Raw genomic sequence first — 15968 nt, forward strand, 5'->3', positions numbered from 1 at the left:
GGCTGTACCCTTTTTCCATCATAGGGAGTGAACTTAATGAAAAAGCTATGGACCCTACAGTTTAGATCAGTTGGGATAAAATTGTTCGTTATTCTTTTCAGCTCCATAGTGCTCTTATCCTCTGTTCTAGGATTGACTTCATATTTTGCTGCCAAAGATATCATTACAGATGAGGTTGCCGCGGCCTCCTCACAGTCTATAGTTCAAGCAGCGGACAAGCTGGATTTTGTCCTAACAGAATACGAAGCGCTCTCAAGGCAGTTTGCCCTCGACTCCACATTAAAAGGTGATTTGGAAAACATAAAAAGTGGAGAACTTACAACGGTAGCCAAAGTTTCCGCAGAAGATCGGATTCGTAGAAAGCTAGACTTAGTTAAAGGATCAGATGAGCGGATGTATGGCGTCAGACTGGTATCTAAGAGCTTGGAAGAAACAGAATCGTATAAATCTACAGGAATTAGTGGCCTTCGTAGTGATGAAGGTATTGCTGAAAGACTGAAACAAATTGCAGATGCTAAAGGGGAGCCAGTGTGGTTTCCGGTTCGTGAGAAGGGCTTCTTTGATTCTTATACTGAACCTACTTTAACTATGGGGAGATTGCTTCGCAATCTTGTACATCCTGAAGCGGAGTATTACATGCTGATCGAAGTTAAAGGCAAGGCAATGACCGAAATGTTGTCTAATCTTCAGATTGGAATTACAGGTGAGATTCGAATTTTGAGCTCAGAAGGTAACATAGTTTATGGTGCGGATCATGCTAAACTGGGTCAACCCTCTTACATAAAAGTATCAGAAGGGCAAGATGTAGAAAAGAAACATTCATTTACAGCAGCCGATGAGAACGGAAGTCCGCAGCTTGTCGTGTATCAGCCTTTAAAGACTGCAAAGTGGACGCTCATGGGATATGCACCCGTTAGTGATTTTACGAAGTCGGCAGATAAGCTTCTTTATATCACGTTCTCTGTGGTGCTGGCAGCTGCCGTGATAGCTCTGCTAATTGGTTACGTTCTTGTTCGTTTGGTTGGGCGTCCACTAGGTAAACTGGCGACCTTAATGGAAGAAGGTGAGCGAGGAAACCTTCGTGTACGAACGAATTTTAAGGGTAAGGATGAGATTGGTCGGCTCGGGCATAGCTTTAACAAAATGATGGAGCAAATTTCTCTGCTTGCAAGCCAGAGTGAAATGTCAGCGGATGAAGTGCTTGGTACTTCAGAGCAATTAGTCAAAGCGTCAGGTACAACCTCACTTCATGCCAGAGAGGTTGCATCTGCTACGGGTGAGATTGCACTTGGAGCAGCAAGCCTTGCTGTCGAAGCAGAAAAAAGCCATGCTAATGTCGAAATCATTGGCAGTAAGATGAGTGATGTAACTGAACTAAATACAGTAATGGACGCTTCGGCGGAGCGGGTTATTGAGGTTAGTGATCAGGGGACAGAGCTGATGAAGCTGCTAGTAGAGCAGAGTGAATCTACGGTGGAGATGTTCAATCGAATACAAGAGAACTCCAATAAGCTAAGAGAGAGTACTCATTTAATTCGTAGTATTCTTAGTCCTATGATTGCCGTAAATAAGCAGACCAATATTTTGGCGCTAAATGCCACTATAGAGGCGGTAAGAGCCGGTGCAGCAGGCAGAGGCTTTATAGTGATTGCTGATGAAATCAGACAGCTCGCTAACCAATCGAATGAGTCGATCCAATCGGTCTCCAAGATTACGGAAGAGATTGGTCTACACATTGAGAACACGGTAAAAGATATCAATGAGACCGCTCCAAAGTTCCGTGAGCAGATTTCTTCCGTGCGTGAGTCGTCAACGATTTTTGCGAGTGTCAAAGAGGAAATGGAACACTTCATGGGACATCTTAGTGAATCCTCTGCTTCTATTCATGAACTGATAGAGTTTCAGCGTCAATTAGGTGAATCCATGGCGAGTGTCAGTTCCATTGTGCAGCAGACGACGGCTTCGACGCAGGAGGTAGCTTCTATGTCTTCACAGCAATTTACTGTAAGTGAGGAGCTAGTTTCCTTATCTCAAAAGCTGGAGAGCTTAGCAGCAGATCTTAAGCAATCTATGGTTTCTTTTCAAGTATGAGAATTAAATCTTATTAGTAAAAACAATAAAACGAGCAACTCTCCTGTGTATTGGAGTTTTGCTCGTTTTTTTCTAACTTAATGACTTCAAGTAGCTCTTCTTGTCTTAGAAGTAGTTAGAGAGATACACTTGGGTTAACATTTTAATAGAAGAAAGGAGTGATCGATTGACGAAATTGCATCTAAGTCTTAGTGGGAGTCTTTTTCAGCAGGCATTAATCGAAGGGGATTATAGTCCTCATTTTTTTGCTTACTATTATAAACAGTGGAACAACTACAGTGTGTCTTACCATCAGCATAATTCAACCGAAATCATGTATTTGATCTCAGGAAGCTGTGTTGTGGATGTCCGTTCAAAAACATGTGAAGAAGAGAGATTTAGGTTAAAGCGGGGAGAACTGATCATCCTCGATGCAAATGTACCGCACAGACTGATTGTCGAGGATGGGACGCCTTGCCGAATGCTGAATGTGGAGTTTGGATTTATGGAATATACAGGGGTTGCTCCATCTATCGGCAAGCTCGCTCGGAAAGAAGCGGCACTCGCTGAATGGTTACAGGTTCCCTTTTCCAGTCTAGTCATGCCTGATCCGGAGGAAATTTATCATGTTCTAAAAGGACTTGTACTAGAGCTTGATCAAAGTGGCGGGAAAGGCGGAAGTATGGTCGACTTATTGTTCTGTGAGCTTCTGCTTCGAGTATCAAGCTTGCGACAGGATCAGCTTCATGCCAGTCAACAGCCTTCGCAGCTCTATGTGCGGCGCAGTATCGAATTCCTGCATCAGAATTACGACCAGAGTATTCAGGTTAAGGATATCGCTGCCGCGGTCAATCTGCATCCCGGATATCTGCATCGTATTTTTAAGTCACATACAGGTAGGACACTCAGTGATTATTTGAATATGCTGCGAATGGAGAAAGCAAAGATGCTGCTGGGACAGAGTGATATTCCAATTGCTGAAATTGCCGATTATGTAGGGATTAGTAGCAGACAATATTTTCATCTCCTCTTCAAAAAATATACTGACAACACGCCCATAGAATATCGTAATTCCATTGAGCGTCATGCTTGGAGTTATGAAGAGATGGATGTTCAATAGATAAGTTAGGATTTTTGACACCTTCCTTCAAAAGAGGTCATGATATTGGTTACGCTTTCTCTAGCGCCCTTGCTACAATGGACAGGAACAATCAATTCATTACCGGAGGCTGATAAGGATGTCATTTAAAGTGTCTTTTATAGGGGCAGGCAGCATTGGATTTACCCGTGGATTGTTGCGGGACTTACTAACCGTGCCGGAATTTAATAATATTGAAGTCTCATTTATGGATATTAATAGCCACAACTTGGAGATGGTTACCGAGCTGTGCCAACGTGATATTAAAGAGAATGGATTAAATATTCAAATCCAGGCAACGACGGATCGAAGAGAAGCCCTGAAGGATGCGAAGTATGTATTTTGTACTATTCGTATGGGTGGACTGGAAGCATTTGCTACAGATGTGGATATTCCATTGAAATACGGAGTCGATCAGTGCGTAGGGGATACCCTTTGTGCAGGAGGCATCATGTATGGTCAGCGCGGGATTGCAGAAATGCTGAATATTTGCAGTGATATTAGGGAAATGGCTGCGCTGGATGTACTCCTACTTAACTATTCGAATCCTATGGCTATGCTGACTTGGGCTTGCAACAAATACGGTGGTGTACGGACGATTGGTCTGTGTCATGGGGTGCAGCATGGGCATGGGCAAATTGCAGATGTGTATGGGCTGAAAAAGTCGGAAGTCGATATTATTTGTGCGGGTATCAATCACCAGACTTGGTATATTTCGGCGAGTCATAAGGGTAAAGATTTGACCGAAGGTCTTTTAGAAGCTTTTGAGAGTCATCCAGAATTCAGCCGCACAGAAAAAGTTCGGATCGACATGCTGCGCCGCTTTGGATATTACAGTACAGAATCCAATGGTCACCTAAGTGAATATGTGCCATGGTATCGTAAACGCAGCGATGAAATTATGGATTGGATCGACCTGGGAAGCTGGATTAACGGTGAGACGGGTGGATATCTACGTGTCTGCACCGAAGGGCGGAATTGGTTCGAAACGGATTTTCCGAATTGGATGAAGGACTCGGCACTGGAGTATACAGTGGAGAATCGCGGAGAAGAACATGGTTCATTTATTATTGAAGGCTTGGAAACGGGCAGAGTGTATAGAGGTCACTTTAATACTGTGAACAATGGCGTGATCTCTAATTTGCCAGATGATGCGATTATCGAAGCACCAGGGTATGTGGATCGGAATGGTATATCGATGCCGCTTGTAGGTGAATTGCCTTTAGGAGCAGCCGCAGTGTGCAACGTTAGTATCTCAGTGCAACGTTTAGCTGTTGAAGCTGCTGTGCACGGCGATGACAAGCTGCTACGTCAAGCATTTATGATGGATCCGTTGGTAGGCGCCGTATGTAACCCGAAAGAAATCTGGCAGATGGTCGATGAGATGCTCGTAGCTGGGGAGCAGTGGCTGCCACAATATAGCGAGGCCATTGCAAAAGCGAAGGAACGCTTAGCTTCAGGAGATCTTATTCCAACGAATGCCAGCAATGAAGGCGCAGCTCGCCTGAAGGTAAAGACGGTGGACGAGATGATGGAGGACCGGGAAGCAGCGAATAGAAATGCCGGTGAATCTGATAAAGGCAAGGATAGAGAGAAGGTTCAATAGGTAGTAGAGTTTACAACTCATTTGGAATATGACTCTTGCCATCTATTTTCTGAGTGGTAATAAAAGTATTGTGGAACGGTTTAGGACAGTTGAATAGATTTCAATAAAAAAACCTCCCCTACCAAGCTCTGAAGTGCACCCCTTAGAATAGACATTGGATAAAACCCCTGGTTTGTCCGATGAAATTCTAGGGGGTGTATTTTTATGGCGATTAAAGGACAGAAGTTCAAAACTTACTCGGATGAGATTAAAAAAGAGGCCATTCGTTTACATGTGGAGGAAAGATGGACTTACCGGAAAATTACGGAGCATTTTGAGATTCAAGACCAAGGGCGGGTAAAGAAATGGATGAAGAAATACCGAGAGCTAGGGGAATTTGGGTTACTAGATCAACGGGGGCGTCGTAAAGAATATATCGATCAAGATAGGTATGTTCAAAAGCTCAGACGGGAAAATGAAATGCTAAAAAAGTGTTTGGAAATCTGGATGCAGGAGGTGAAACGCACAAATATAGAGCCATTGAGAGCGCTGCAAAAGAGTATGCCGTTAGCGACCTGTGTAAACTCTTTAGGGTCTCCAGAAGTGGATACTACGCTTTCTTGAAGCGCAAAGGAACAGATCGGGATCAGGAAGCAAAGGCGCTCATTCAAAAGGTATATGAACGGTATAACGGAGTCTACGGTTATCGCCAAATTCAATTATTCTTGCTACAAGACCATGGGGTTTGGATGAATCATAAGAAGGTACTCAGAATTATGCAGGATTTAGGCATTCGTTCGAGGATCCGCCGAAAACATCGTTTTAATTATGCTACTTCCGAAGGAGATCGTGTGGCGAAAAATATATTGAAACGGGATTTCAAAGCGGATGCTCCCAACCAAAAATGGGTGACAGACATTACGCAATATCGCATAGGCGAAAAGTGGCTCTATCTTTCAGCTATTAAAGATTTGTTCAATAACGAAATTATTGCTTATCAAATGAGCGCTAGGAACGACAATGAACTGGTTCTCCGGACCTTTCAGCAGGCGTGGAGTCAACAAAAAGACGTGACCGGACTGATCGTTCACAGCGATCAGGGGTTCCAGTACACGTCTCATGCATACCACGACATGCTGCCAAAGGTTGGCGCCCGAATCAGCATGTCTCGCCGAGGCAATTGTTATGACAACGCCTCTATGGAGAGCTTCTTCTCGCATCTCAAAACGGAAGGACTCTATCCTTATGATATCCGAAATATCGATGAGGCACAAAGGAAAATTGAAGATTACATTCGATTTTATAACCAACATCGGCCACAACGAAAGCTAAATAAGCTGCCTCCGGTAGAGTACCGGAAACAGCTTATTGCCTAGGGTCTTTTTTCAGTGTCTATAAAATGGGGGCTTGACCAGCTCTGGAATGGAGGTTTTTTTATATGGGTAGGACAATAGAACAGGCAGTCTAGCTGTGGGCTATAATCAAACGTAGGAATTATGAATTAACAGTGCCCTTTTGACTGAAGAAGGTCTTTAGCGCCTGGTACACTTCTTTTTTGTCTTTAATGACATAATGCATGAATTGCTCGTGCTTCAGATGACGATAAGCGGACATTAGTGTGCTGCTGCGGTTGTACTGATTCACTTCCCCGTAACCAAACATATTGCTTCGTTTTAGCAGTTCTCCAATTAGCTTTACACAGCGTTCGTTGTCGGAGGTGAGGTTATCGCCATCAGAGAAGTGAAACGGATAAATGTTGTACTGCGCTGGCGGGTATCGGCTGTCGATAATCTCAATCGCTTTTTGATAAGCTGAGGAACAGATGGTTCCTCCACTCTCTCCGCGGGTGAAGAAATCATGCTCGCTGACCTCTTTAGCCTCCGTATGGTGGGCGAGAAAGACAATCTCCACCTTCTCATACTGGCGGCGTAGAAAGCGGGTCATCCAGAAGAAGAAGCTGCGAGCGCAGTATTTTTCAAAAGAACCCATCGAACCTGACGTATCCATCATCGCAATAATGACCGCATTGGAGTGAGGCGTTCGAATGTCATCCCATGTTTTGTAGCGCAGATCATCAGGACTTATGCTGTGAATGCCGGGATTACCTCTGCTTGCATTACGCCGAAGGTTCTCCAGCAGGGTACGTTTCTTATCGATGTTGGACATCATGCCTTTTTTACGAATATCGTTGAAGATGATGGATTTAACCTCGATCTCTTCCTTATTCTTGGGCTTCAGATGTGGCAACTCCATATCCTGAAACAAGATGTCCTCCAGATCCTCCAGATTGACCTCTGCTTCCACGGTGTCCTGACCGGGTTGATCGCCTGCTTTTTCCCCTTTGCCGGGCTGTGCCGACTGTGAATCCCGCCCAAGTACATCACCGACCTGACTTTCCCCGTCGCCCTGTCCTACATGCTTTTGCTTACGAAAGTTATAGATAATTCGATATTCATCCAGACTGCGAATCGGAACCTTTACAATCTGCTTACCGCCTGACAAAATAATATTTTCTTCGGTCACGAGATCCGGCAAATTATCCTTGATAGCTTCTCTGACCTTTTGCTGATGACGTTCCTGATCCTGATGGCCTTTGCGATGAAGGGACCAGTCTTCTTTTGAGACTACAAAGGAAAAGGGACCAGATGATTGCGACAGGATGACCACCTCCCATGGAATATAAATATTTATGTTTTGGGGTTGTAACTAAAGTATATTCATGGGGATGGGGGATATGTGATTTCTTATTCACTGATCTCTTCCACAGTCAATATATAACTGTTCGACTGGCTCTCGCCAGTGTATTCACGTCCATCCAGATTGAAGAAGTGTGGAGCGGTTACTAAGCCTTTAAGGAAACGACCCAGTACATGTTCACTAACCCTGACAAAATAATGGATGTTTACAGTGGTAGCAGCTTTGACTGTCCCTAGCGACAAGATACCGTTAAATGAAGATTGTGGATTTGGAATCCCATCAATCACAATGCTGCTAGGATCAATAAGACATTCCTCCGGTGTGAGCCGATCAAGGGATACTTCTGCTGGCCAATTCCCACTATTCGTTAGGGAGATCCAGCATTGGACATGTTCTCCTTCTTCGACAAGGGTAGGCTTTGCATAAGTTTCGAGAGAAATGATAGGCATGACTATTAAGGTAGTAACGATATTGGAACGAGAGGTTTGTCTTACTGTCCGTCCGTCCGGGAGCACAAAAGTATACTGAACACTGCCATGATTTTGGACAGCTGCGTGGGCATGAATGTTTATAGCTGCAGGAATGCTCACTTGAAAGACCACGACCGCTGAAGTTCCGCCTCTTAATGTGCCTAGCTGAATGCCATCAGCAGGACGGGCGCCTTTTTGCATCACTCCGTTTAAGAGAACACTATCCCATACGAAAAGAGTGCCCGAAGGGATAGCATCGGTCAGAACCGCATTTACGGCCAAGTTCCCGCTGTTGGTTACCGTTAGTTCATATCTTAGGTTGTCACCTGGAGCTGCTGTAACATGATCTACTCTCTTGCTGATGGTGACGCCTGCCAAAACAAGTGAGACAACGAGGGTGTTACTCTCGGTGGTATTGGGATCGTCGTCGACGGTATAAGTGACAGCTGCATGGTTAGTCAGGTCCAAGGATGAGGGGACCTCAGTAACTCGAACGCGAAAGGTAATATCAATGCTTAGGTCTTTATCAAGTTGACCAATTAATATTCCTTGCGTAGGCTCTGATTCTGGATAATAGACGCCACCTGCAATGACACTCCCTGGAATGAACACAGATCCGTTAGGAATAGAAATCGTTGCGATGATTTGGTTTAATAGGCTGTTACCTTCGTTCGTAAGCCGTAATGTATAGGTAATTACATCACCTATAAAAGAGGTCGGAGTGCTTGCAGACAACAAGGTAGAGAGCTGGTAGGAGCGCAAAGAAACTAGTACGGAATTAGAATATAAATCTCCATTAACGATTCTTCCCTCGGGTGTGGCAAAAGAAAAACGGCCCAGTGCTTTATTTTGCAGCACTAGTGAAGAGGGAAGTGAAATGATAACCACTTGAAAGGCGATGCTCACTTGACTCTGCGGAGCAATAGATCCTAGCGGTATGCCCGAAGACGGTGTAGCCCCTGGGAGAGGCACACCGTCTCTAAGCACGCTGTTGGAAATAAAGGATACACCCTCTGGAAGAATGTCATACACGGTTAGCGAAGCATCTGTGTTTCCATTATTAGAAGCTTTAATGGTATACACCAGAGTGTCACCTAAAGAGGCATGGAGTTTGTCTGTACTCTTCAGCAATGAAAGCACGGGGCCCACGACCGGGGTGTTAACGGTATTGGAATAGACAATGCCGTCAACACCCGCTGCCGAGTTGAAGAGTACCATAGATTGATTGGTTACGACAGGTTGGGTACGTGAGCCGGGAATCATAACGCTACTACCTGAACCTGGAAGGTGATGGTTGAGGAAGCGCCAGCAGCAATCGTTCCGATGGCAATACCGGAAGCCGGGCTGCCATTAGGTCGTGGGGTTCCGTCTACAGTGATGCTGCCTGTTACAAACTGGCTGCCTGCTGGGATAGGGTCAACCATGATGACGTTATTGACTGGTGAAATCCCTAAGTTGGTAACAACAATCGTATAGGTGATGATATCACCGACAACGGCATCAATAGAAGTAGTGCTCTTAACGACACTTACATCCGGAGAAGAGACAGGGATAATTAGGACATTTGAAAGTGAAGTTCCGGTGAGCAGACGACCATCTGGTGGTGTGAATGAGAAAGTTGCTGAAGCCTGATTTACTAACTGCTGCGGTGACGGGAGGGAGGCTACTGTAACCTGCAGGGTTATGGTCACTGTTACCGTGCTTCCCGGAGCAACTGCTCCAATATTTAATCCAGTAGCCGGGTCGGAGCCTGGTTGTGGCACCCCATTAATGAGCACGCTGTTTGGAACGAAGATAGCTCCGCTAGGAATCGTGTCAGTTATGACTACATTTGCTATGAGGTTACCAGTATTAGTCACATTCAAGGAGTAAGTAATCGTATCTCCGACAGTTGCGGCGGTTCTGTCTGCCCCTTTGACTACAACGATGATAGGCTGATACACCGGAATAACAAGTGTATTAGAGAATGAGGATCCCGAGAATGCTCCAGATGTGAAGCTGACGGAAGCTTGATCGGTGAGCGTGGCAGGATTAGGCAGTACATTGACGATAGTGTTGAACGAGATATTGACCGAAACGCCCGGTGCAATTGTGCCGAGCGAGATGCCATTCGCTGGATTGGCATTAGGATGCGGAGTGCCATCAACGATCACACTGCCAGCAACAAACGAAGAACCTGCTGGTATTGGATCACTGATGTTTACATTGCTGATATTGGCGATTCCGCTATTGGTAACTGTAAGGTTGTAAGTAATTGTATCGCCAATAACGGCATCTGTTGCTGGTGATGACTTAGTTACGATCACATTCGGTGAGGATACCGAAATCGTTGTCGAATTGGAATTGATCGAACTGTTAAACGTCCGCCCATCAGGCAAGGTGTAAGCAAATGCTACCGATGCTTGGTTAATCAGTTGCTGGCTTGCTGGCAGTGTTGAAATGAGTACTGAGAACATAACAGATAGTGTTGCACCTGCGGATATGACACCGAGTGGAATGCCAGCCGCTGGATCTGCTCCCGGAGCTGGGGCACCTTGAATAAGCACACTGTTTGGCACAAATGTTGTTCCAGATGGGATAGTATCACTCAGAGTAGCCAAAGCCCCGTAATTCCCTGAATTGGTTACATTAATCGTGTAGGTAATCGTATCTCCAACGGTCGCTTGAATTGAATTCGAGCTTTTTGCTGCGGCTAGAATCGGTAAGTAAATAGGCGTTGATACAATATTAGAGAAGGCAACATTCGAGAGAACTCCAGAGGTGAAGCTCACCGTTGACTGGTTATTTAGGAGGCCTGAAGGTGGCAATGAGACTGTATTCACTGTGAATGCCACAGTTACAGTTACACCTGGTGCAATACTGCCCAAGGTTACCCCGGTGGAAGGGCTACCCCCTGGACGAGGTACGCCATCTACTAATACACTGCCAGATACGAATGTAGTACCCGCAGGAAGTGCATCCGTGAATACGGCATTATTAACAGTATCGATTCCATTATTGGTAATAGCGATGGAATATGTGATGGTGTCCCCAACCGTGGTTGATGTTGTTGTAGTGGATTTAACTACAGCTACATTAGGAGAAGAGACGGGGATAGTAATCGTGTTAGATAGGACTGAGCCACCAAGTGTACGCCCATCCGGAAGCGTGAAGCTATAAGTAACTGTGCCCTGATTGACCAGTTGTTGTGGGTTTGGCAATGAGGTGATATTTACTGTGAACACTACTGCTGTTGTACCACCTGGAGGAATCACTCCGGCTGGAATACCCGTAGACGGATCTACTTGCGCTAAAGGGAGTCCATTAATAAGTACGCTGTTCGTAACGAAGGTAGTGCCGGCTGGAATGTTGTCTGTAACTACCAAACTTGCGGGGTAGTTCCCCGTGTTACTAATGGTCAGGGTGTAGCTGACAGCGTCACCTGTTGTAGCGTTATTCGTACTTGCTGTTTTGACAACCGAGATGTTCGGCTGGTACACAGGGATGGTAACGGTATTGGAGAAAGTCGAACCGGAAAAAACACCTGATGTAAAGGTTACGGATGCCTTATTGATAAGTGTAGCAGTAGGAGGAACAGAGATCACGGTAACACTGTAAGCAACCAGAGCTGAAGCTCCAGGCGCCAGGGTACCAATTGATATCCCCGAAGAAGGATTCAGGTTTGGAAAAGGTACTCCATTTACGGATACGCTACCCGTTACAAAAGCAGCGCCTGCTGGTGTTGGATCGTTAAGTATCACGCTATTAACAGCTTCTAAACCGTTATTAGTAATATTTACGTTATAAGTGACCGTATCTCCGATCGCTACGGAAGTTGAGGTGGAGCTTTTGACTACCACGATATTAGGAGCTGAGACCTGTAGTGTGACGGTATTAGATACAGCAGTTCCGCTTAAGGGCCTACCGTCGGGTGGAGTAAAGGTGAAGCTTGCAGAAGCTTGATTGACGATTTGTTGCGGTGTTGGCAGGGAAACGATATTAACAGAGAAGCTAACAGGGATACTGGTACCTGGTGCGACATTCCCTACAGCGATGCCGGTATTGGGTGCTGCACCTGGTTGCGGCATGCCTCCTACAATAACACTGTTAGGATTGAAGACAGTTCCAGTAGGAATGTTGTCGGTTAAGGTTACATTTGCAGCAAGATTACCTGCATTACTTACAACCACTGTGTAGATGATGGTATCACCTACAACGAGAGCATCGGCATCACCATCTCCATCGACGGCACTCTTTAATAAGGAGATCTGTGGCTGAATGACTGGTGTGCTAGTAATGTTGGATGAAGAAGAACCGGAGAATACACCGGATGTAAAACTGACGGACGACTGATTATTAATTTGTGATGGTATCGGCATCGTTATCCTCACCTCGAATGTTACGGTAGCTGTGGCGCCTGGACCCAGACTACCGATTGGAATGCCGGCGGACGGAACTGCTAGCGGCTGAGTAATGCCGCCTACAATTACGGTTCCGGGAATAAAAGCTACATTCTCAGGCAGAGGATCGCTGAGAATGATGTTGCTTACAGTAGCTATGCTGTTGTTCGTCAATACTGAGGTGAATGTAAGGATATCGCCCGTAACGGCAGTAGCTGCATTCACACTTTTTACGACACTGACGTTAGGTGCGGATACAGGGACAGAGAGCGTATTTGATACTACGTTTCCTCCGAGTTGACGCCCGTCCGGGAGGGTGAAGCTATATGTTGCCGAAGCGGAGTTCAGTAACATCTGTGAAGGAGGTAACGCTGTTATCGTAACCAGAAAGCTCACAGATACGCTGTCACCTGGTGCCAATGGGCCTACAGGGATTCCGGTTACTGGATTATATCCGGGTAAAGGTGTTCCCCCGATGATTACACTGTTCGCGTTAAATAAAGCTTGAGGTGGAAGATTATCAGTTAATAGTAGAGTGGTTGCAATATTCCCGGTATTGCTGATGAGAATCGAGAAAGACAAAGATCCTCCTACGGATGCCTGAGCGGTATTCGCGCTTTTGACCATACTAATAATAGGTTGATACACAGGGGTTACTACCGTGTTCGAAAGTGAAGAACCAGTGAAGGCACCGGATGAGAAAGACGCACTAGCTCTGTTTGCAAATTGTGATGGATTTGGTAAAGAAGAAACATTCACTCTAAAAGAGACTGTAATAGAGCTGCCAGCCGCAATACTACCGATAGATATTCCTGTACCTGGATTTGCGGCTGGTACCGATGAACCGCCAACAATAACGCTCCCTGCTACAAAAGTGCCTCCCGTAGGAATGGGGTCAGAGACGACAACGTTATTCACAGCTACGCTGCTTGTGTTGGACACTTGGACTGTGTAAGTCAGATTCTCGCCGACTGTGACATCAGCAAGGCTTGCGGATTTGGTTAGCGTAATATTTGGAGCGGAGACTGGGATGCTAACGGTGTTTGATTGGCTAGTTCCGGATAAGGATCTACCGCTTGGTAGTTGGTAGGTGTAGCTGCTGCTGCCTTGATTGTTCAGAACAGCTGGTGAAGGCAAAGATTGTACAGAGACAAGAAAGGTTACAGGAACACTAGCCCCTGAAGCTACAGTTCCTAAGTTAATTCCTGTAAGTGGAGAATCAGTTGGTCTAGCAACTCCATTAACTGTGACACTCCCCGAGACAAAGGAACTTCCTGAAGGAATATTGTCACTGAGGACTACAGATGCCCCGATATTTCCAGAATTCTGAACATTCAACGTGTAGAGAATATTGCCCCCTACAGTGGCACTGGAAACGTTCGAACTTTTGACAATCTGGATTACAGGTTGATATACCGGAGTCGTAGTCGTGTTGGAAAGCGAAATGCCAGTAAAGGCTCCTGAGCTGAAGGATGTAGAGGATCTGTTTAATAGTTGAGCGGGAGTTGGCAATGAGATCACGTTGACCTGAAAGGTGACCGCAACGGAACCGCCAGGCGTGATGGTTCCAATAGAAATTCCTGTACCGGGATTAGCAGATGGCTGTGCCGTTCCACCTACCGTAACACTACCTGAGACTAGTGAAGTCCCAGCAGGGATAATGTCTGAAAGCGATACGTTGGTAACTGCTGCAATTCCATTATTGCTGATAACGGAGGTGTAGAGCAGTGTATCTCCTACAGCGACGTCAGTAAATCCAGCGCTTTTGAGCACTGTTACGTTGGGAGTTGTAACTGGAATAGACAATGAATTGGATGAGGCTGATCCAGCTACGGTTCGCCCATCTGGAACTTGAAAGGTGTAAGTGGTGCTCGCTTGGTCGACCAGTTGTGGCGGTGAAGGGAGACTGTTCACCACTACGCGGAATTGAACGGTAGAGCTGCCTCCAGCAGCTATCGTTCCAATAGCAATACCTGTAGCAGGATTTCCAGCGACAGGTGTTCCATTGACGGTAAAGCTACCCGCAATATATGAGCTACCTGAAGGAATATTGTCGGTAAGGGTTGTTATAGCACCAATATTTCCAGTGTTGGTGATTTGAAGGGAATAGGTGATCTGATCTCCGACCGTCGCATTTGCAGTATTGGCAGTTTTTACAATGTTAAGAATAGGGGAATATACGGGTAAAGTTACCGTATTGGATGGAATAACCCCGGTCATGATAGGGCCTCCTGCTACACTTTGAAACGTAAAAGCAGCATTGGCGGTATTGGCTATATTTTGTGGACTTGGTGGTAATGAAGTGACTTTAGCTTGATATGTAACCGTTATTGAAGAGTTCAAAGCTAATGACCCCAAGGAGATGCCTGCTGTAATATCAAAGGTGGGTCTTACGACACCGGCTACTACTACACTTCCAGTGACAAAGGTTGAGCCTGCTGGCAGAGCATCTGATAAAACGACGCTAGCTGCACTCGCTGTACCAGTGTTACTGACAGTTACAGTATAAGTTACCGTATCCCCGACTATAGGGCCGGACACATTGGCACTTTTAGTGAGATTTATTTTGGGTGCATTTATATCTACTTGTATGGCATTTCCATTAAGCACATAAGCGTCACCAGAGGTAGTTAATTGTAAAATCGCTGAAGACTGATTATTTGCAAGTCTGGCTGACACGTCAACATTAGTAATGTCCCAGCCTTGTCGGCCACCGATGATGTTGGTTCCTGGATTCCCGTTCGTCTGATTGCGTGTTCCAAATGTTCCAGTTGTATTGAGATTACCTGTATCATTGTTTATTTGTGATGCGAAAAAGTTGTTAGCAAAGTTATTGGGGCCAGATAACGCTACGAGTGTAGCAGCAGTTGGACCAAACAAGGCCTGGTCGCCTGAACGGTTTGCATCTCCCTCCTGTGCGCTGAATAATGCTCTGCCTCCAAGCGCACCTGTTATTGGTGTTGCGAATCCAGTTATCGTAGTTGAAACCGGGGCTGATGTTGCCTGTACTAGTATTGCACCTGCCCGAAGGGACATATTGCGGAATGGGAGGGCTGTATTCTGGTAGATAACACCTAATGTCCAGCCGGCATGGTTGGCTGTCGAGTCTCCTGGAATTACAATTGTGCCTACAACGCCGCCTGTAGTATAGGTACCGGCACCACCTTGTTGTATAATGCTGGTTACATTGGCGGAACGGACATATGCAGAAGCACCACCTCCCAAATCGACTACGTTACTCGTTGCAGAATCAGGTGTAACGCTAAATGAAGTCCCGGCAGGGGTAATTAAGGTGACTGGGTTGTTTATCGCCGAACTGAGGTTTACGGTTCCATTTATATAGGTGCCACCCCATATCAGCTCTGCATACAGCACTGTGCTACCTGAAGGAAGGACCAGTATGGCTGCTGAACTATTGCTTGTATAAAGACTAGTCGTTCCGTTAGGGTAGGTTCCAAAAATAGACGACGTATTGACAGTGGTAAAGCCACCGATGCTGTCCTGTGTCCCAGGTACTCCGACTGTATCAGAGCGACTAAGTCCAAGTGTGTTGCCCGTAAATGTGATAGCACCGGTCGCATTGATCGTTGCCCGTACGACTAGTGGAATGATTCTCACCTCCTTCGAGG

At 45.8% G+C, this 15968-nt stretch carries 8 protein-coding genes; 5 read left to right on the forward strand and 3 right to left on the reverse strand.

The window, feature by feature from the left end; all coding sequences use genetic code 11:
* The first annotated feature begins 36 nt into the window (after positions 1 to 36).
* From NST34_RS08495 to NST34_RS08515, 5 genes are all read left to right on the forward strand, one after another.
* Positions 37 to 2091 (forward strand): methyl-accepting chemotaxis protein, encoded by a 2055-nt coding sequence (locus tag NST34_RS08495; RefSeq protein WP_341127558.1) that lies wholly within the window; start codon positions 37 to 39, stop codon positions 2089 to 2091.
* A 166-nt stretch (positions 2092 to 2257) separates the two neighbouring features.
* Positions 2258 to 3190 (forward strand): AraC family transcriptional regulator, encoded by a 933-nt coding sequence (locus tag NST34_RS08500; protein ID WP_445667655.1) that lies wholly within the window; start codon positions 2258 to 2260, stop codon positions 3188 to 3190.
* A 118-nt stretch (positions 3191 to 3308) separates the two neighbouring features.
* Positions 3309 to 4814, forward strand: coding sequence for an alpha-glucosidase/alpha-galactosidase (locus NST34_RS08505; RefSeq protein ID WP_341127559.1), 1506 nt, complete (start codon positions 3309 to 3311; stop codon positions 4812 to 4814).
* 204 nt (positions 4815 to 5018) lie between these two features.
* Positions 5019 to 5417, forward strand: a complete 399-nt coding sequence (locus tag NST34_RS08510; RefSeq protein WP_076301175.1) for a helix-turn-helix domain-containing protein — start codon at positions 5019 to 5021, stop codon at positions 5415 to 5417.
* Positions 5369 to 6169 carry an IS3 family transposase gene (locus tag NST34_RS08515; RefSeq protein WP_256721794.1) on the forward strand — a complete coding sequence of 267 codons (801 nt, stop codon included), beginning with the start codon at positions 5369 to 5371 and terminating at the stop codon, positions 6167 to 6169. The genes NST34_RS08510 and NST34_RS08515 overlap by 49 nt, the downstream gene beginning before the upstream one ends.
* Positions 6170 to 6287: 118 nt before the next feature.
* Here the strand turns inward: NST34_RS08515 and yhbH are convergent, their stop codons facing one another.
* From yhbH to NST34_RS08530, 3 genes are all read right to left on the reverse strand, one after another.
* Entirely contained in the window at positions 6288 to 7451 is a 1164-nt protein-coding gene (yhbH, locus tag NST34_RS08520; RefSeq protein ID WP_042193520.1) for a sporulation protein YhbH, read from the reverse strand.
* Between the two features lie 86 nt (positions 7452 to 7537).
* Positions 7538 to 9223, reverse strand: coding sequence for a DUF11 domain-containing protein (locus NST34_RS08525; RefSeq protein WP_341127560.1), 1686 nt, complete (start codon positions 9221 to 9223; stop codon positions 7538 to 7540).
* Entirely contained in the window at positions 9220 to 15957 is a 6738-nt protein-coding gene (locus NST34_RS08530; RefSeq protein WP_341127561.1) for a DUF7507 domain-containing protein, read from the reverse strand. The genes NST34_RS08525 and NST34_RS08530 overlap by 4 nt, the downstream gene beginning before the upstream one ends.
* Positions 15958 to 15968 lie beyond the last annotated feature (11 nt).

Origin of the sequence: Paenibacillus sp. FSL H7-0714 (assembly GCF_038003765.1) — a bacterium.
In the GTDB taxonomy this organism is placed as follows: Bacteria; Bacillota; Bacilli; order Paenibacillales; family Paenibacillaceae; genus Paenibacillus_AQ.

Excerpts from the sequence above, each read along its gene's own strand:
- NST34_RS08505 (WP_341127559.1), top strand. The coding sequence starts at position 3,309 with ATGTCATTTAAAGTGTCTTTTATAGGGGCAGGCAGCATTGGATTTACC.
- NST34_RS08510 (WP_076301175.1), top strand. The coding sequence starts at position 5,019 with ATGGCGATTAAAGGACAGAAGTTCAAAACTTACTCGGATGAGATTAAA.
- NST34_RS08525 (WP_341127560.1), bottom strand. The coding sequence starts at position 9,223 with ATGATTCCCGGCTCACGTACCCAACCTGTCGTAACCAATCAATCTATG.
- NST34_RS08495 (WP_341127558.1), top strand. The coding sequence starts at position 37 with ATGAAAAAGCTATGGACCCTACAGTTTAGATCAGTTGGGATAAAATTG.